This window comes from uncultured Methanobrevibacter sp., assembly GCF_900314615.1.
In the GTDB taxonomy this organism is placed as follows: Archaea; Methanobacteriota; Methanobacteria; order Methanobacteriales; family Methanobacteriaceae; genus Methanocatella.
This window is the reverse complement of sequence record NZ_OMWA01000003.1, coordinates 84,595-102,722: the sequence shown is the minus strand read 5'-3', so window position 1 is coordinate 102,722 and position 18,128 is coordinate 84,595. Positions and strand designations below refer to the sequence as shown.

At 33.1% G+C, this 18,128-nt stretch carries 16 protein-coding genes, 1 tRNA gene and 2 pseudogenes; 7 read left to right on the top strand and 12 right to left on the bottom strand.

Annotation, left to right across the window (positions count from 1 at the left end; translation table 11 throughout):
• Together QZN33_RS01650 and QZN33_RS01645 are read left to right on the top strand one after the other, a co-directional pair.
• Window positions 1–364: pseudogene (locus tag QZN33_RS01650) on the top strand (V-type ATP synthase subunit B); the annotation flags it as partial.
• A gap of 27 nt (window positions 365–391) precedes the next feature.
• A pseudogene (locus QZN33_RS01645) lies at window positions 392–1,035 on the top strand (V-type ATP synthase subunit D).
• 267 nt (window positions 1,036–1,302) lie between these two features.
• Here the strand turns inward: QZN33_RS01645 and QZN33_RS01640 are convergent.
• From QZN33_RS01640 to dnaG, 5 genes are all read right to left on the bottom strand, one after another.
• Window positions 1,303–2,487 carry an ATP-grasp domain-containing protein gene (locus QZN33_RS01640; RefSeq protein WP_296788892.1) on the bottom strand — a complete coding sequence of 395 codons (1,185 nt, stop codon included), beginning with the start codon at window positions 2,485–2,487 and terminating at the stop codon, window positions 1,303–1,305.
• Between the two features lie 31 nt (window positions 2,488–2,518).
• Window positions 2,519–2,590 (bottom strand) — tRNA-Gln (locus QZN33_RS01635).
• A gap of 72 nt (window positions 2,591–2,662) precedes the next feature.
• Window positions 2,663–3,049 carry a DUF1284 domain-containing protein gene (locus QZN33_RS01630; protein ID WP_296788887.1) on the bottom strand — a complete coding sequence of 129 codons (387 nt, stop codon included), beginning with the start codon at window positions 3,047–3,049 and terminating at the stop codon, window positions 2,663–2,665.
• A gap of 41 nt (window positions 3,050–3,090) precedes the next feature.
• Complete coding sequence (locus tag QZN33_RS01625) at window positions 3,091–3,693, bottom strand: biotin transporter BioY (RefSeq protein WP_342764130.1); 603 nt, start codon at window positions 3,691–3,693, stop codon at window positions 3,091–3,093.
• Window positions 3,694–3,775: 82 nt separating this feature from the next.
• Complete coding sequence (gene dnaG, locus QZN33_RS01620; RefSeq protein WP_296788881.1) at window positions 3,776–5,011, bottom strand: DNA primase DnaG; 1,236 nt, start codon at window positions 5,009–5,011, stop codon at window positions 3,776–3,778.
• A gap of 458 nt (window positions 5,012–5,469) precedes the next feature.
• Here dnaG and QZN33_RS01615 point away from each other — a divergent pair, with 458 nt between their 5' ends.
• From QZN33_RS01615 to QZN33_RS01605, 3 genes are all read left to right on the top strand, one after another.
• Window positions 5,470–6,207, top strand: coding sequence for an RraA family protein (locus QZN33_RS01615; protein WP_296788879.1), 738 nt, complete (start codon window positions 5,470–5,472; stop codon window positions 6,205–6,207).
• Window positions 6,208–6,317: 110 nt separating this feature from the next.
• Window positions 6,318–6,605: a Gar1/Naf1 family protein gene (locus QZN33_RS01610; RefSeq protein WP_296788877.1), complete on the top strand. Its 288-nt coding sequence runs from the start codon at window positions 6,318–6,320 to the stop codon at window positions 6,603–6,605.
• Window positions 6,606–6,610: 5 nt separating this feature from the next.
• Window positions 6,611–7,582 (top strand): transcription initiation factor IIB, encoded by a 972-nt coding sequence (locus QZN33_RS01605; RefSeq protein ID WP_296788876.1) that lies wholly within the window; start codon window positions 6,611–6,613, stop codon window positions 7,580–7,582.
• A 27-nt stretch (window positions 7,583–7,609) separates the two neighbouring features.
• On the opposite strand, the gene QZN33_RS01600 is transcribed toward QZN33_RS01605, so the two are convergent.
• The 3 genes from QZN33_RS01600 to QZN33_RS01590 all read right to left on the bottom strand — a co-directional run bounded on the left by QZN33_RS01600 (window position 7,610) and on the right by QZN33_RS01590 (window position 11,874).
• On the bottom strand, window positions 7,610–9,502 hold the full coding sequence (locus tag QZN33_RS01600; RefSeq protein ID WP_296788875.1) for an MJ1255/VC2487 family glycosyltransferase: 1,893 nt from the start codon (window positions 9,500–9,502) through the stop codon (window positions 7,610–7,612).
• 452 nt (window positions 9,503–9,954) lie between these two features.
• Entirely contained in the window at window positions 9,955–10,851 is an 897-nt protein-coding gene (locus tag QZN33_RS01595) for a DMT family transporter (protein WP_296788874.1), read from the bottom strand.
• Window positions 10,852–11,874 (bottom strand): hypothetical protein, encoded by a 1,023-nt coding sequence (locus tag QZN33_RS01590; protein ID WP_296788872.1) that lies wholly within the window; start codon window positions 11,872–11,874, stop codon window positions 10,852–10,854. It abuts the gene before it with no gap.
• 211 nt (window positions 11,875–12,085) lie between these two features.
• On the opposite strand from QZN33_RS01590, the gene QZN33_RS01585 reads away from it, so the two are divergent.
• Window positions 12,086–12,898 (top strand): sulfite exporter TauE/SafE family protein, encoded by an 813-nt coding sequence (locus QZN33_RS01585; protein WP_296788870.1) that lies wholly within the window; start codon window positions 12,086–12,088, stop codon window positions 12,896–12,898.
• Window positions 12,899–12,907: 9 nt separating this feature from the next.
• On the top strand, window positions 12,908–13,270 hold the full coding sequence (locus QZN33_RS01580) for a lipopolysaccharide assembly protein LapB (RefSeq protein WP_296788868.1): 363 nt from the start codon (window positions 12,908–12,910) through the stop codon (window positions 13,268–13,270).
• Between the two features lie 20 nt (window positions 13,271–13,290).
• On the opposite strand, the gene QZN33_RS01575 is transcribed toward QZN33_RS01580, so the two are convergent.
• The 4 genes from QZN33_RS01575 to QZN33_RS01560 form a co-directional block, all read right to left on the bottom strand.
• On the bottom strand, window positions 13,291–13,491 hold the full coding sequence (locus QZN33_RS01575) for a hypothetical protein (RefSeq protein ID WP_296788866.1): 201 nt from the start codon (window positions 13,489–13,491) through the stop codon (window positions 13,291–13,293).
• A gap of 341 nt (window positions 13,492–13,832) precedes the next feature.
• Entirely contained in the window at window positions 13,833–16,628 is a 2,796-nt protein-coding gene (locus QZN33_RS01570) for a transglutaminase domain-containing protein (RefSeq protein ID WP_296788864.1), read from the bottom strand.
• Between the two features lie 317 nt (window positions 16,629–16,945).
• Entirely contained in the window at window positions 16,946–17,797 is an 852-nt protein-coding gene (locus QZN33_RS01565) for a hypothetical protein (RefSeq protein ID WP_296788862.1), read from the bottom strand.
• A complete protein-coding gene (locus tag QZN33_RS01560; protein WP_296788857.1) occupies window positions 17,794–18,123 on the bottom strand; it encodes a YbjQ family protein in 330 nt (109 codons plus the stop codon). The genes QZN33_RS01565 and QZN33_RS01560 overlap by 4 nt, the downstream gene beginning before the upstream one ends.
• Window positions 18,124–18,128: the final 5 nt, after the last annotated feature.

Sequence of the window (18,128 nt, the reverse complement as noted above, 5' to 3'; positions counted from 1 at the left end):
TTACCCTCCTGTAGACGTACTTCCTTCACTTTCTCGTTTGATGAGTGGTGGTATCGGTGGAGACAAAACTAGGGATGACCACAGTGGTGTATCTGACCAGCTTTATTCTGCATATGCAGAAGGTCGTGAATTAAGAGACCTCGTTGCGGTTGTAGGGGAAGAAGCACTTACTGAAAGGGATCAAAAATTCTTAGAATTTGCTCAAGCATTTGAAGATCAATTCATTACCCAAAGCAAAGATGAAGACAGAACAATCTTCGAAACTTTAGATCTTGGTTGGAGTTTACTCAAAATCTTACCTAAATCCGAACTTAAAAGGGTTAAAGAAGAATTTATTGAACAATACCTTCCAAAAGATGACTAATCTCATTACAGTAATGTAGGTGATTAAATGGCACAAGATATTATAGATGGAATTAATCCAACTCGTATGGAATTATTATCCCTTAAAAATAGGACTAAACTTGCTGTTAAAGGGCATGGTTTACTTAAAGAGAAAAGGGATGCTTTAATTAAAGAGTTTTTTGATATCTTGGATCGTGTCAAAGGTATTCGTGAAAACGCAGAACAAAGTCTAAAAGAAGCAAATGATGCTTTACTTGAAGCTCAAATTGCAATGGGAGATTTAGCTGTAAGAAAAGCAGCATTATCTGTAAAAGAATCCGTTGATGTTGAAATCACTTCAAGAAGTGTTATGGGTGTATCAGTACCTGTAACTGATGTCAAAATGGAAAAAAGGTCCATTATTGATAGGGGTTACGGATTTTCTGATACTACAATTCAGTTAGACGAAGCTGCTAAGAAATATGAGGAATCTATTAAGTACTTAATCGAGCTGGGTGAAGTGGAAAAAACGTAAATGCTTTGGAACACATTATGATTCCAAGATTCCAAAATACTGAAAAGTATATTGATATGAGACTCCAAGAAATGGAAAGGGAAAACTTCGTTAGATTGAAAATGATTAGATCAACAATTGAGAAAAATGAAAAAGCAGCAGCTGAAGCTGAAGCAGCTTCAAATGCAGAAGCTTAAAATTTTCTCAAAACTTTTCATTTTCTTCTATTTTTTATTATTTTTTTATATTAAGATTTAAAATTAGTTTATTTTTAAAAATGATTAAATTTATTAAGTTACTGTAAAAATTTTTTTTACTAGAAATTTCGAGAAACGGTGTTAAAATGAAAAGAAATCCAATTGACCAATATATGAAAGACCCTGACAATAAAGCAAAAGTATTTATTTGGATGACAAGGGGTATGATTGTAACAACCTTTATGATTACAATTGGGGTAATTTTGTTTATTTTGCATCTAGTTGGCTTTTTCTAGCCATGCTATTTACTTTTTCACTGGTTAATTCTACTTTTTTGTATAATTTTTCAAAATCTTTATTTTTGTCAATAATTGTCAGCAATGGTTCGTCTTTTTCGGTAATTGATCCTATGTGTGGTAGGTCATAAATGTTGTCCAAGTCTATTTTTTGGTATTTGTTTCTGTTTGGGGAATAAATAATTTTTTTATAGGAATAATATTTCACATCAGGAATTTCTGCAAGTTCTCCCTGACATGCTCTTATGTGTGCGTCAAGCATATTTATCCCAAGTGACATTTCCACACATTCAAATGTTCCCTGAAGTCTCGGATTTACTTCGATGACATATAGTCCATTGTCATTTAGGATATAGTCCACACCGTTAGAACCAAGCAGATTGAATTTACGTCCAAGATTCTCGGAAGTTCGCTTCATTGTTTCATTAATCTCATTGATGTCTTTAACGTCGGACATTATGGACTCTCTAGTTAAAGGCAGGATGTTGCCGATATATATGAAACTGTTTTCAGCCCCGAAGTCATGTTCAGTCAGAAGTCTTGTATTGATTATGTTTTTGACATTCATGTTGGTTGCAAGAATTGAAGAACTTAGGTTTATACCATCAACATATTCCTGCAAAATAAATTCACCATCATTAAATTGAATTCTTGCATCGCTATCTAGCAAGTTAATATCATAACCGCCACTTCCTTTAAGCGGTTTTAAAATAAATTGATTTTCTTTGTAAGTTTCATTAATTTCAATAGCTTCATCTATATCACTTACCCTAAAAGTCATAGGGGTTAAAAATTTGTCCTTAATTTTTTTGTAGAATCTGTATTTGTTTTCAATATCTTCTACTTCACTGCTTCCCAAAATCTTCTTTTTATCTGATTTTTTAAAATCACTTGGAGACACTCCGGAAATTGGGATGATATAGTCAACTTCATCAATATATTCTCTTGAAACTTCAATAAGATGTTCGCTTGAAAACTGATCTTCAAAACTTCCGCAGCTTTCACCGTCACTTTCATTTAGTATGATTTTCTGGTTTTTAATTTGAGGAGTATCTGAAGTTGAAAAATAACTTGTAGAATAAATTTCATAATTTAGCTTTAATGCACTGTTAAGCATACTTCTTGTATCAATTCCAATAAGTAAAAGCTTTTCCATAAAAAATCAATAAAAATAGTTAGTAATAAAATAGTCCCGAGCGGAGTCGAACCGCCGTCTCCGGGTCCAAAGCCTAGAAGGATTACCACTACCCTACGGGACTAATTATATGCATGTCGTATTTATACAACAATATAGTATATTTATTATATAGTATTTAAAGCTATCGGTAAAATCATAACTTTTGATAAAATAGACATTTTTCATGCCATGAACAATTAAAGCAGATTTCACGAACACTTTCCTTTGAATTGAAAATGCCGTCAATTTTTTCAAAAAGTTCTATTGCATCATAGTCCTTTGATGCATCCAATCTTTTTAGAACTTCATTATCCATGTGAACGATTCTTTCATTTTGTTTGCAGTTTTCACAGATATCGTCCTTTAAATTTGGACAGCACCTGCAGATGTCATCAGGTGTGTTTGTTAATGTTATTCTGGTGTTTTCTCTTTTGCGCGCATGATTGACTTCAGTCATGTTTTCAACAAAATCGTCACTGTAGCCATACCCCTGAAAACCTTTAAGGCATAAAAGGTGATGCCCTCTTAAAAGAAGTTTCATAAAAATCTAAAAAATAAAAAAAAGAAAGGTTAAAAAACCTTTTAGTCTTTTGGTAAAAATACTTTGGATACTGAAGCAGCACCTAATATTTTCACAATATCTCCAACAATGAACGGTACAAGACCCATCATTAAAACGTCAATGAATGTGAATGCCATACCTTGTGAAGACATCCATAATGCAAGACCAGCTAATCCTGGAATGTAAATTAATCCAAAGTTAGCAATTCCAATAATAATAGCCATTCTTGTAAAATTACGTGCTTTAGCATATCTTTCAGTAATTAATCCTATAAAGTATGATGCAATAATAAATCCTATGAAGAATCCTCCGGTGGATCCTAAAAATACATCGATTCCACCAGTCATTCCTCCGAACCAAGGAATGAATGCAACACCTAAAACGACATATAGGATTTGACTTAAACATCCGTATTTTTTACCTAATAATAAACCAGAACATAACACTGCAAATGTTTGAGCAGTTATAGGAACTGGAGTCCATGGGAGTGGAATAATGATTTGAGCCATTAAACCAGTAAAACATGCCATCATTAATGACATAAGCAATTTGGTTGCAGTACTTGCGTCCTGAATTCTTTCGAAGACATTTTTTCTAGTACTGTAATAATTTTCCATATTAATATTCATTTTTTACCTCCAATTTCCGAATCCTATATAATATTTATTCATGATACTATTTAGTTTTTTGTCATAACTAAACAGTTCAGTCTATAGTAATTAATTGAATGTTATTTGGTTTTTTAACAATATTGACAGAATTAAATGCGACTAATTTTTTAATTCCTTTCTGTGATGCAACATCAACTAATCTCTGGCTGATTACACCATCAAAAATTACAGTATCAGCGTTTCCTTCTATGTTTTTAATTTCTTCATAGATTTCTTCCACTTCTACCTCTTTAGTCATATTCAATGCTTCATCTAAAATTGCACCGCTGCCTGTACCTTCAAATTCTTTTAACATGTCTTTCATTAAGCTGATTTCATCATCTTCAATTACAGGCTCTTCGACACGTGGCTCTTCACGACGGTTGTATTTTTGAGGTTTTTTACCTCTTCTGTCATGTCTTCTGTTATCTTTTTTACCGTTGTTTTCATTTAGGATGTTATGACTTGCTAAAAATTGTGCTGTAGGTACTTTATCTCTTAAAGCAACTAAAACTTCATCTTTTTCCAAATCTTCTACTTCTTTTCCTTTTGGAGCACGGGTAATGTAGTCTACTTCTCCAATTTGGAGGAGTTCTTTTAAGATGAGTTCTCCGCCTCTGTCTCCATCAACAAATGCGGTTGTTGTTCTTTTTTTACTTAATTCTCCGATGGATTGAGGTACGCTAACACCTTCGACAGCAACGGTATTTTTAATTCCATATTTAAGTAAGTTTAAAACATCACTACGGCCTTCCACTACGATAATTGCATCAGATGTGTGGATACTAGGGCCTGCAGGTAAGCGATCATCTCCGTATTCTGAGATTTCATGAACACGCATTGCTTCTCTGACTTCTTCAATCATTTTCATGCTTGCAGGGCCAACACTTTCAACCATGTTTTTGTAAATTTCTTTTGCACGGTTTACAACTTGTTCTCTTTTGACAGCCCTTACATCTTCAACTTTTAAAGTTTGGATTTCAGCTTCGCAAGGTCCAACACGATTGATGGTTTCTAAAGATGCTGCGAGAATGGCGGTTTCAACTCTGTCTAAACTGGATGGAATTACAATTTCACCTTTTGCTCTTCCACTATTAGAATGGATGTTAACTTGAATTCTACCTATTCTTCCAGTACGTTGAAGCTCTCTTAAGTCTAAATCATTACTGAGTAAACCTTCAGTTTGTCCGAATACTGCACCAACAACATCCGGTTTTTCAACAATTCCATTAGCAGTAATTTGAGCATGGATTAAATATTTTGTTGTTGTTAATTCTTCTCCTTTTCCCATTATTAAGCCTCCTAAGCTTATTCAATCGGGATAATTTATGTATTTTTTTTTAAAAATTAACTTGATTTTCAGCAAGTAAATTGCATAAATTATACGATAAATTTTATAAACTGGTCTTTGACCTTTTATACACTAAAAAAGAGTTAATACATTTGGAGTGTGTTACTATTAAGGATTACTGATTCTCGAATTTAATTTTGTTATTTAATTATTTTAAATTTCTTAACTGTTATTTACCTTAATAATTGATTTTCTCCTGTCTTTTGATTAAATTAATAATAATTATAATAATGAATAATGTAATAAACTCTATGAGTATATAATAATTAAGTATTTTTTTCAATACTTCAATTAATAATTTTGATTAAACTAATATATAAAATTTGATATATGGAAAAAATATATGTTGGTGTAAATTCTATAATATAGTATACAATTTAGAAAAATTTGGTGAGTTCATGTCAATAAGTCCAAAAGAACTTTTGAATAAAAATAAAAATTTAAACAAACGAATTGATGTAGATAAGATTAATTTGGAAAATGTGACTATTGATGATTTGAAATTTAATGGAAAAAACTATGAAGAATTTATAAACTTACAGTCATTACTTGAAAATATTTCTGCATGTCAAATTTCAGATGCATATAATGCCATTTCCAGAAGATCAGGTGTCATTCAGAAAATCAAACCAATCAATAACAAGAAAGTTTGGGGTAAAATTTTCACAGCAGAAACCTCAAGCGATGATTGGGGTACTTCAGCATTGGCAATAGATGCTGCAGAAGATGAGGACATACTATTTTTCAAAGTCGACAGTGAAGACAAAGCTATCTGGGGAGAACTTGCTTCAAGCTGTGCACGTGACAATGGAATCAAGGCAACTGTCATTTACGGATCTGCACGTGATTTGGATGCGCTGCTTTACATGGATTATCCGGTTTTTGCAAGCAATTTCTGCCCTAATGCAGGTTCAGCTTTAGGTCTTGGAACTTTGAATGAAACAATTGATGTTGAGGGCACTCAAATTGCTCCTGGAGACTTCTTTTTTGGTGATGAGACAGGTATTGTCGTAATTCCTCAGCAGTTGTTTGCCTCTGTCATGGCTCAGTCACTTCTTGTAAAAATTAAGGAATCCGGTATTATTGAGGATATAAACCGTGGTAAAACCCTTGTTGAAATTGCCGGATTAAAATAGAAAAACATTTAAATAGAAATACATGTTTATATATAAATATATCGATAGGTTTATATATAACCTATTTCTAATTATATAAATGATACAGATTTGAATTTAAGTTTGATTTTATGAAATTTTTAGGAAACAGTTTGCATGTAGCAAACTCTGGAAAACTGATAGCACGATCTGATAAAACACCTTCACCAGGTGCCATTGTTTATGACAGCAAAAAGAATAAAATTGGTAAGGTCGGCTATGTATTCGGGCCTACAAAAAAGCCCTACATTTCTATTCGCCTATTTAGGTCCGCAAATAGAGATGAACTTATGAAAAACAGCGGTGAAAAACTATTTGTATCGAAACCAAAATCCAAAAAGTCTAGAAAAAGGAGGATGAGACCACGACACAAAAAGTAGAAGAAATGCCAAGAAGAGGACGTAGGAGAACAAGACAACCAGACCAACATGATGACACATACGCTCAAGATAAACAAACTGTATGTCCTGAATGTGGTTCTACTGAATTAATCGGTGACTATGAAAGGGCAGAAGTAGTATGTGCACGTTGCGGATTGGTCATTGATGAAAATCTTGTTGATATGGGTCCTGAATGGAGAGCATTCGATCACGAACAAAGAGATAAACGTACAAGAGTAGGAGCTCCAATTACTTACACCATTCACGATAAGGGTTTAAGTACAATGATTGATTGGAGAAACAAAGATATTTATGGTCGTGATATTCCTGCAAGAAACCGTGCTCAATGGTACAGATTAAGAAAATGGCAAAGAAAAATCAGGATTTCTGGTGCAACCGAAAGAAATCTCGCATTTGCTTTAAGTGAGCTTGACCGTGACTCTTCAAGATTAGGACTTCCAAGAAGCGTAAGGGAAGCTGCATCTGTGGTATACAGAAGTGCGGTGGACAATAAGCTTATTAGGGGAAGAAGTATTGAAGGAGTAGTTGCTGCATCACTTTACGCAGCATGCAGACGTTGTAATGTGCCACGTACTTTAGATGAAATCGCTGAAGTGTCAAGAGTAACTAAAAAAGAAGTAGGTCGTACTTACAGATTCTTAACCCGTGAACTGAATATTAAATTACCTCCAACTTCTCCTGTGGATTATGTTCCTAGATTCGCTTCAGAACTGGGATTATCCGGTGAAGCACAATCCAAAGCTATTGAAATTATTGAAAAAGCTATGGAAAAAGGATTAACTTCAGGAAGAGGTCCTACAGGTGTAGCTGCAGCTGCTTTATACATTGCATCTGTTTTACTTGGTGAGAGAAAAACACAAAGGGATGTTGCAGATATTGCAGGTGTAACTGAAGTTACTATTCGTAACAGGTACAAAGAATTAACAGAACAATTAGAAATGGGTGTAACTTTATAACACTCTTTTATTTTCTTTTTTTTTTGATTAAGTATATTTTTCAATTCTATAAATCAGTTCGTTTATAATTCCGTCATTGTTTGTCTTTTTAACGTTAGCAAGTTTTTTCTTATATTTTGGAAGTCTTTTCAAAAAGTTTGCTACTCTTTTTGCATTCATTACTCTATGGTACTCTCCATAACCAAGTTTTTGAACATAATATCCGTTTAATGTCTGTTCAAAGTTACCCCTTGCAGGAATGGAATAGATTGGTTTTTTAAGATGTATCGCTTCTGAGATGAATGTGAATCCTCCGTTGCAGATAACTGCCTTTGAAGATGCAAAATCATCATAGAACTCATCTTCATTGAATTTCTTGAAAGTTAAATTATCGTCAACATTATTTCTGTTAAATCCGTAAACAATGAATTTTTCATTTTTCAGTGCTTTTAGTCTTTTAACAAGTTTTTCACTTTCACGGCTTGTCTGATAGACTATTATATGGTCTCCTTCTGTAGGCTCCAGTTTCAGAATGTCTTCACGAATTATCGGAGGATAGATTACAGCATTCTTTCTAGCTTTGATTTTTGGATAAAAGAAGCTGGTTAAAATGTGTATTTTAGGGTGTACGACATAACCTCTTATGACTCCTTTAGCTTTAAGCAGTTGTCCGTACTGATCTATTGGGTAGTCGATTTTTGTCTGGGTAATAATATGGATGTTGTCCAGACTGATTAATGGTATGCTTCTAAGCTTTGATACCATTGTAGCATAAATTTCAAAATCAGTAACAATAACGTCAGGTTTTAACTGTGCGGCTTTCCTGTATAATGTTTCGTATCCAACACGGATATTGGTCGGATTTCTTTTAATAGCATTTGACAGGGTTTTCAGATTATTTACCTTATTGTTGCTGTAAACGGTATTGAATCCGCCTATCTGATAAACATTATCAAATTTTGATTTGAGATAGAGGTATGCTCTGTCGCTTGAAAATATATGAACATCATATTTGTCCTTAATTCTATCAACAATAACTCCTGTTCTTATGGCGTGACCCATTCCTTCACCGCATACACAGTAAAATACAACTTTTTTTGATCGTCTTCTGTGTGATGCTTTAATTTGGGCTCTTGCAGTATTAAATCTGCTTAAGGAATTGTCATAAGTTGATTTGATTTCGTTAACCTGGTTTATGGTTTTTTCAAGACCTTCAAATCTGGTGGTTGTAAGTTTTTCATGGCCATGACCAAAATTATAGTCCAAATCTTCAGCATCGGTACGCTTTCCTAAAAAATCGTTTATGGTACTTTTTCCGTACTGTCTGATTAGTGTTTCAATTCCTTCCTCTTCAAGCCGTCTGGTTGAAACTCCAATCTTTGCATGTCTTAAAACCTTGAAGGGTTCTTCTTTTGCCAGTCTTTCAATATAATCAGTATCTTCGCCGAATGTTAAAGATTCATCAAAGCCTCCGCACTTGTCATGCAGTTCATGTCTTGCAATGATTCCGTAGCATCCTGCACCGTGAGGCTTAATCTTTTCAACACTTATCATGAAATAATTTGCGAAATCATGGAATATCTTATCTTCCACCTTATTTGACATAGGAAGCATTTGGGTAATGGCAATTCCGAGTCGTTCCATTCTGAATTCATATAAAACATCACGGAGATAATCATCTGTGAGCTCCAAATCGGAATCCAGAAATATCAGGTATTCTCCTTTTGCGACTTTTGCACCATTGTTCCTGCCCACTGCCGGAAGGCCTCCATCAACTACTACACAACCGTATTCCTCTGCGATTTCACGGGTTCTGTCAGTGGAGTTGGCATCGGCTACAATTATTTCATAGTCCGTATAGCTTTGCTTTTTAATACTGTCCAGCAAAATAGGAAGATATTCCTCTTCGTTGTAGGTAGGTATGATAATGCTTATAATCATATGTTAAAGTTTATTTTTTCAATTAATAAATTTTTGTAAAAAAAGTTATTTTTTCACTTTTTTGCCATTTTAGATTGAATATAGGGAGAAATTTTTTCATGGTGTGGTCTATTTTTACAGTTTTTATGATTTTTTTTGAAAAATGTTCTTTTGTCAATCTTGGAGAATGATTTTTAATAATTTCTATAAATTTCTTAAATCTGTCTTTTTTATTTAAAAATATGGAATTTACATTAACATTTTATATTTTAAAGAGATATTTTCTAATTATTGTATAAAAATTATTTCCTAGTAAATCGATATTTTCATCATTTTTGCCCTTTACAATGATTAAAATGTTTATTTTTCCAATCATGAGCTATTGGGTTTTAAAATACTAAAATTAGTTACTATGAATCTTTATTGTAAAAACATTGAGGTTTTGTGCGTTTACAGTTGAAATGCACCTCTCTTTAGGTGGTGTTATTTTTCCTATCGCTTCTGCTTAATATCATCATTGAAATTATTGTAAGTACAAATCCGCAAAGCATAATTAATGTTGGTATTTCACTGTATATTATTGACCCGAAAATCAATGCCGCCAGAGGTTCAGCACCGGACATGATTATTGAGGAGATTCCCGAATCAATATAGTTTAAGCTAACTGTAGATAGAATATAAGGCATAGCAAATGAAAATGTTGAATGGATAATCAGAAATATGATTGTCAATGTAGGATTGATTGCAACAAATGTTGAAACCTGGTTAAAACTTGTAAATGGAATTAAAGCTATGGAAATGATTATGATTGCATAAAACAGAATTGTAAAAGTATGCATTCCATTTTCTATTGATTTTTTAGAGGCCATCAGATATATCGCCCAGAACAGTCCTGCACCGATTCCCAAAAGAATTCCGTATGTCGGAATGCTTGAGAGGCTTGTTTCCAAAACGCCTGTCATCAGCAAACATCCGAAAATTGCTAAAATAATGCATATTATCTTTTTGGATGTAATTTTTTCTCCAAATAATATGTATGCAAATATCAGCACATATATTGGAGCCAGTGACAGCAGAACAGCAGCAAGGGATAACGGTATGGTATTCATTGATTCGTTATAGCATATGTTAAGTCCGACAATGCACATTGCACATGCTATGATTAGGGGGAGATCTTTTAAATTAATCTTAAACAGTTTTTTGTCCATTAAACTGATGGCTATTAAAAGAGGAATTATTGCAATTGAAAACCTTAAAAATAAAAGAGTGGTGGAATCGATTCCGTTCTGTGTCAGGGTACGAACAAAAACACCGCTTGATCCAAACATAAGCCCTGCTAAAATAGGCAAAATCAAATATAATCTTTTCATTTAATCATCCTGTAAATATGAATATATGTTCCATGAAACCGTATAATACTCACACGAGTTATTCAGAGGAACCTTTAAATCATTTAAAAGTTGCATCTCATTGTAATTAGGTTCAATGTAGTATGTGATTTTATTTGTGCTGTTTTGAACGTCAAGGACGTGTGTGCTGATGTTTCCTAAGTCAATATTGTCTGTTGGATTTACAACATCGACTGTGTAGCAGTCGGCTTCCGCACCTGCAAAGGCTACAGTGAATCGTAAAAGGACTACTGCTAAAACAACAATCCATATTAGAATCAGGTTAAAGATAAATCTTATTTTGCCCATATCGACATAGCTGTAAAGTGGTGGAATTTCTTCATTTTTTTCTATAAGTTGTTCATCTTTTAAGATATGTCCGACAACCAGGTTTGTCAGGTATCCGCTTCGGTAAACGTAATAGAATCCTAAAATTCCAACCAGCGCCGGAGTTCCAAAAAGACCTCCGTCAATAGCTCCTATAAAAAGGCAACTTGCGGCGAATGCTATTATGTAGTTAGTAAACCATGGACGGTTCTGTGATGCCAGGATTATTGTGATGAATAAAACTGGCATTATCAGAATTATTAAAAACGCGAAACTCGGAACATATGCATATAAACCGACGCCCGTGTTGATGCCGCTTTGCACAAACGGCCCCATAATTGGTGTTATGACTGCTCCTAAAATTGACTTTAACAAGTGGGTGTGCAAAATGCTTGTTGAACTCATTGTACCTGTCATGGAACAGAAAATGGTGTTGAGTTTAATTCCCATCTGAAGTCTGAATATTATTTCCAGGACAATTCCCAAAACTAATAAAAGTGAACCAAGACCAATTGTTATTTTAAGATATTTTGTAGGGTCTACATCTTTTTTGATTACTTGAGGAAGAATTAAAAATATTCCTAAAAGACCAAAAAACAGTATGTCTTTGCCTTTGGATGATCCCATCAGAAATATGTGTGTGATTGGCCTTACAATTGGATTGAATATATCTGTCATGAAGATTATTCCTCCAAATAATATGCATATTAATCCAACTATAATGGTTCTATTGAGTTTCATCAAACAATATTTTTAATATTAATGCTTTAAATAAATGATGTCGTGTTTATGAAAGAGGTTTGTAAATATTTTTTTTAATCGGGTAAAATCTATTTAATGGCAATATCTGCAAAAAATAATATTTAGTATAAATATAAAATAGTTAATCATGATGTTTCCAATTGAATATTTCATAGGATTAATTCTGATTGGTATTTTTGCAGGTTTTGCATCAGGACTTTTGGGAATAGGTGGAGGATTTATTATAGTTCCTCTTCAATACTTTTTACTCAAATACATTGGTGTTGAACCTAACCTGGCGATGCTCATTTCTCTGGGAACCAGTCTGGCCATTATTATTCCTACTTCAGTAAGTGGAGCTTACAGGCATACTCGTTCAATGGATAATATTTTGGAGCCGGGAATCAAGTTGGGAATCTTTGGAATATTTGGTAGCGTTTTAGGCGGTTTTTCAGCTTCAATGCTTTCATCAGGAATATTGGAAATCATTTTTGGATTGTTATTGTTGTTCATTGCAGTTAACAATATTGTTTCTCTCAACAAGGAAAGAGAAGATGCCAGAATTCCATTCAATCTTATTTCAATAGGAATTATAGGTTTTTTAGTAGGATTCGCATCAGGTCTTTTAGGTATCGGCGGGGGCGTATTTCTTATAGCTATTTTAACTTCACTTCTCGGTTTTTCACTGATAGAAGCTATAGGTTCCTCTTCTGTTTTTATTAGCTTAACTGCAATTGGAGGATTTTTATCATATATCGTTTCAGGCTGGGGTGTCAGCACATTTCCATATTCAATTGGATATGTGAGCTTAATCAATTTTGCATTAATCGTTTGTTTTTCAGTTCCTTTGGCTTCCATTGGTGCAAAATATGCTCATAGGGTGCCTCAAAAGAAACTTAAAATCATATTTTCGATATTGGTATTGTATATGGGATTGAAAATGTTAGGAGTCTTACCGTAGGGTGATATTGTGAGTGAAGATAGAAAAGTTGGCAGGAATTTTGATGAAGATAAAGCAGCAGACATATTTGAAAAATTAAGAAATGTTGAAGGTAAAACCAAACCTAAAAAGGAAGGAAAATTTAAAAAGATCGCTGATATGATGAATGAGGCAAAATATCTTGAAGGCAAAGGCAGATTGGATGAGGCAATCGATTTGTACAAACAGGTTATTTTCGTTTTGCCTGATTCCCAAAAAGCTTATGATGCTCTTGCAGAAATGTATCGCCAAAAAGGTGATGTTTCATCTGAAAAAGATATTTTAATGAAAGCTGTTGGTAACTGCAGAGATAATGATAAGTTTAAAAAGAGATTAAAAGAAATTAACGGTTAATTTCTAAAAAAAGTGCGGTGTTAAAGTAATAGTCTTACTATAAATGTTACCACAAATATTAATATTGCAAAGTATATTATAAGTCTTCCATGCTTCCTATATAATGGAACGTCCTTTTTAAAGTAGAATAATGCTGCTCCATATATCAAACCGATTATAGGGATGATTGCGCTAATGATATAACCAATAATTGGTACTGCTATTGTTCCTTCATTTTCCATTTTTTCGCCTCATTTTTTAATCATTAAATTAATATATTCTGATTTGTTGTTATAATCTTTTTGAAAAAATGCTCATTTTTCTAATTGATTTGGAGTTATTTTACTTTAACTAAGCTATTATTAAAATTAATATTGGGTCTTTAAATATCAAAATAATTCATCGACATTGTAGTTAAATCATGTTCCATCAAAAATTTGCTATTTATCTAAATGGACATGTAGATTATTTTTTAAATTTTTAGCTGTTGGCATAGTTATTAAAAAATTATTTTGCCAAAAAATTTAAAAAATCGATTAAAAATTAGTCTGAAAGTTTGTAAAAAAAGAAAAAAGGAAGTTAATTAGAATGCAATACTTGCATAATAACCTTTAAGGTTATAGTTGTAGTTATTCCAATTAACAACATTTCCAAATGAATTTCTTGAACTTGTTGGATCGCCTACAATCCAAGTGTCACCAATTAAAACCTGTGTCCAAACGTGTCCGTAGGTACTTCCACTTAATGTGAAGTAGCAGGTTCCGTGAACATATCTTGCTGCAAGACCTGCAGTTCTATACATTGCAATTAATAAGTGGGCCTGGTCAACACAATTACCTTGTTTTGCATTTAAAGTGCCGACAGCACCATATTTAGTGTCATAATAGAAACTGTATGAAATTTGGTCACGCACATAATTGTAGATTGCAGTTGCTTTAGCTTTATCTGTAGTTAAACCTGAAGTAATTGAATTTACTATAGATTTAATTTTACTGTTGCCTACTTGACAATTGGTTGATGAAGCTAAATATGCTTTCAGGTTAGTTATTGTGTTCTTTGAATTCAATGAACTTGAACTTGAACTGGAAGCATATGTTTTTATAGATACGTAGTTAGGCATGATTGCATAATCATCATAGAATGCAACAACACGAGCTGTAGCATAAACCAAACCATTATAACCAATTGTTCCAACTTTTGAACTAACTGAATTTGGCATAACTCCTTTTGAGTTTGCGGTACTTACAACACTTTTAGCAACTGACACGTAATCATACAGGTTACCTAAAGCGGATGCTTCTCCGGGATTTGTCGGATTGGACACTGATTTAACAGCAATGTCTTTTTTATTATTGTTGTTCAAGTTAATAATAGCTTGTGAAGCTAAATACATGTATTCTGCAAGAGAATAAGTAATACTACCGATTTTAACAGTATTCGGTAATTCTTCATTGCTTTCAATGTATTTTTTAACATTTTGTGATGCTGCAATAATTTCTTTTAAAGTTACAGCATTAACAACAGTAATTATTGAAGAACCATTGGTTTTTCCATCAGTGTAAGTAACAGCATATTTTCCTGCGGACAGTGCTGGGACTGTAAGTTTTGCAATACCGTTGGAGTCAGTTTGTACAGATTGGGTTTTACCATTTAAAGTAAATTTAACAGTTGAACCGCTAACAGCTTTATTTTCTCCGTCAATTAATTTGACTTGGAATGTTCCAGTTGTATCAACACCTATTGTCATATCACTTGCGGAAAATTTGGTACCATTAACCAGAATATGTTTACTTATTTTAGATGAAGTATAACAAGTATCAACTACTTGAATGTCAACTGGGTAATATCCTACACTATCAGTAACTGCAAAGGCTGAAACACCATTTTTATCAGTCATTGAGCTTATGGTTTGTCCGTTGTAGGTGAAGTGAACGTTCGCACCAAAAACAGCTGATCCGGTTTTATTTTTCACAGTTGCTTTAAAATTGGAGAAGTCATTAAATTCCATTACTAAATCATCTGCAATCAATGTTACAGTCTGTTTAGTGATTTTAACAGTATTTGAATTAGTATTGTAATCTTTTAGACCTGCAGTTGAATAAGTAGATTTAACTGTGTAGGTTCCAGGTTTTATTGCTCCAACTGTGAGTTTTGCAACTCCTTCGCTGTCTGTTACTACAGTTGTAGTTTTTCCATTTAAAGTAATTTTCATATTTTTATTAGCTAATGCTTTTCCAGCTGAATTTGTAGCTTTCACTGAAAATACTGAACCGTCATTATATTGCATTGTAATGGCACTTGATGTTAATGTTGTAGTTGAGTCTCTTACATATAATTTTTTGGAATCTGAAACCGGTTTGTATCTGGCAGCACCTTTGTAAGAATAAGAAATAGTATAGGTGCCTTTAGATAGAGCAGGAATAGTTATAGTAGCTTTCCCGTTCCCATCAGTTAAAGTTTTCACTTGTTTATTATTGTATGTGAAAATGACTCTTGTATTTTTAAGTTTAGTGCCTTTATTGTTTTCCAATACAACTGAATATTTTAATTTTGTTTTTGGAAGCATGTAAGCATTTGATCCAGTAATTTTGGTACTGGCCTTATTAACGGTTATGGTATTTGATTTGATTTTTTCTTTAGAATATGGATTATACACTGTGACAGGATATTTTCCAGGCACAAGTTTTACACTTATGTTGGCTTGACCTTTTGAATCAGTTTTAACAGTATAGGTTTTTCCATTTACGGTAAATTTAACATTTGTATTTGCTAATCTACCGGTGTCTTTCCAAAAAATAGCTGAATAAACAGCGGTGTCTCCATAGGTTGTGACTATGTTTTTATTGTTACTTATTGAAGAAGATACCTTGACTTTCTTTGAAATAGAACTTTTAATGTAATTGTTATCTCCTTTAAATGTTGCAGTTGCAGTATATTTGCCTATTTTTAAAGAAGCGGTTTTAATATACGCTGCACCATTTGATGTTGTGCCACTATAGGTTTTACCGTTTACATTAAGTGTTACCTTTTTTCCATCCAATAAAGTTCCATTTGAATCTTTCAATGTAACCTTAAATACTGTGTTTGACTTTGAGTAGCGAGCATTACTAACTGAAATTGAAGTGTCTTTTGGAGTTGTGTTTGTGCTTTCATTTTCAGATAGCTTGTCTTGGTCGCTGCTTTGCAGTGTACTGTCATATTCATTGGCATCTGACTCAACTTTCAGGAGTGAATCAGACTCTGAAATCTCTAAATTGCCAGAAGACAATTTATCATTGCTCACCATTAAATTTCCAGTATCTGTATTTGTAACATTGTCCATTTCAGTCGCGCTAACTGCTCCTAATACTAAAAAGAACATTAACACAACAGAAACCAATAATGTTGTATTTTTTATCGAAATATTTACACCTTCTTAGTTCTCACTACGATATTTTTTTAAAAAAATTTCAAATGATTATAATATTTCATAATGAGTGGATAAATATATATTTATTTCTTTATATAAATGTTTTTAAAACTTTAATGTCTAAAATACATTCTAATAAACTTTATTTTTTTAAAAATATTGAAAAATATATAAAAAATAATTAATTAAACTCTTTTTAATTTTAATTATAAAGTTGAGTGTTTTTTATTTTTATAATGTAATTTTGATTGCTTTTTGTTTTTTTGTAAAAATAGAAATAGTTAAGCTCATTTTAAATAAATGCCCATGCCCATTGCAGTAACCTGATAGCTATCTCCTCCAAGTCCGATTACACCGTACTGTATTTCTAAATTCACAACAGAATTTCCGCTAGCTTTCTGGATATTTTGGGCTAATTTAATCAAGCATTCATCTTTTCCTTCTTTAAATTTGTTAAGTGTTTCAATCTTTGCTTTTTTAGGGTCACTATTTATTAACCTTTTGTCCTTTTCAATGATTACTGTTGCATGGAACTGGCCCAAATTAACATGGGGTCTGTCTAAAATGTCAGTGCTTGTAATGAAATAAAAATCCATACTGTTAATTCTTTCGTTACTTTCCTCTTCATTGAATTTGGTAACTGTCTGGATTTCAACAACCTCAAGCTGTTTGCGCCCGTGCTTATAATAGAAGTAATTCAGTTTGTTTGAAAAATATGATGTGATTCTTTTGAAAATTCCCAGCAGGTATGAAATTAGACCTACTCCTACAACAAGTATTATATAGTTGATTAAAGTAGGGAATGCCGCCTGCAGTATCACTCCAATTGAACCTACTGTAATAACATTGAATCCTAATGTCGGATTTTTCCAGATAAACCCGTAAATAACTGTGTCTAAAAAGAGTATAAACGCACTGATTGCACCAATACTTTCACCGATTATCTTGTTTGCAAGGTATGTTTCTGCATATCCGGCTGCAAGAGGTGCAAAAATAAGGCCTAAATTCCAGCCGAAAATATCTATCTCAAAATATAAAAAAGAGGCATATACTCCAAGGCCGACGGCTGTACCGAATGCAATGCATAATATTGCCTCCCGGATATATGCCAGTTTAACGTCACGGTTTCTAAAGTTCATTTTTCTTCATATCTGATTGCAGTACCATAAGCTGTGACTAAAATGGTATTTCCCATGGTGCCTCCAAGATTGTCATATGAAATCTTGAGTCCGATTATTGCATTGGCTCCCAGTGCTTCTGCTTTTTCTTCCATTTCTTTAAGAGCATGTTCTCTTGCTTTTTCAAGCTCATCCTCGTATGCTGATGTTCTTCCGACTACAACATCGCGAACACCTGAGAATAAATCTTTGTAAATATTGGCACCGATTAGAAACTCGCCGGTAACTAATCCTTTATATTCGATAATTTCTCTAGATTGAAGTGTGTTTGCTGATGTTAAAATCATTTATA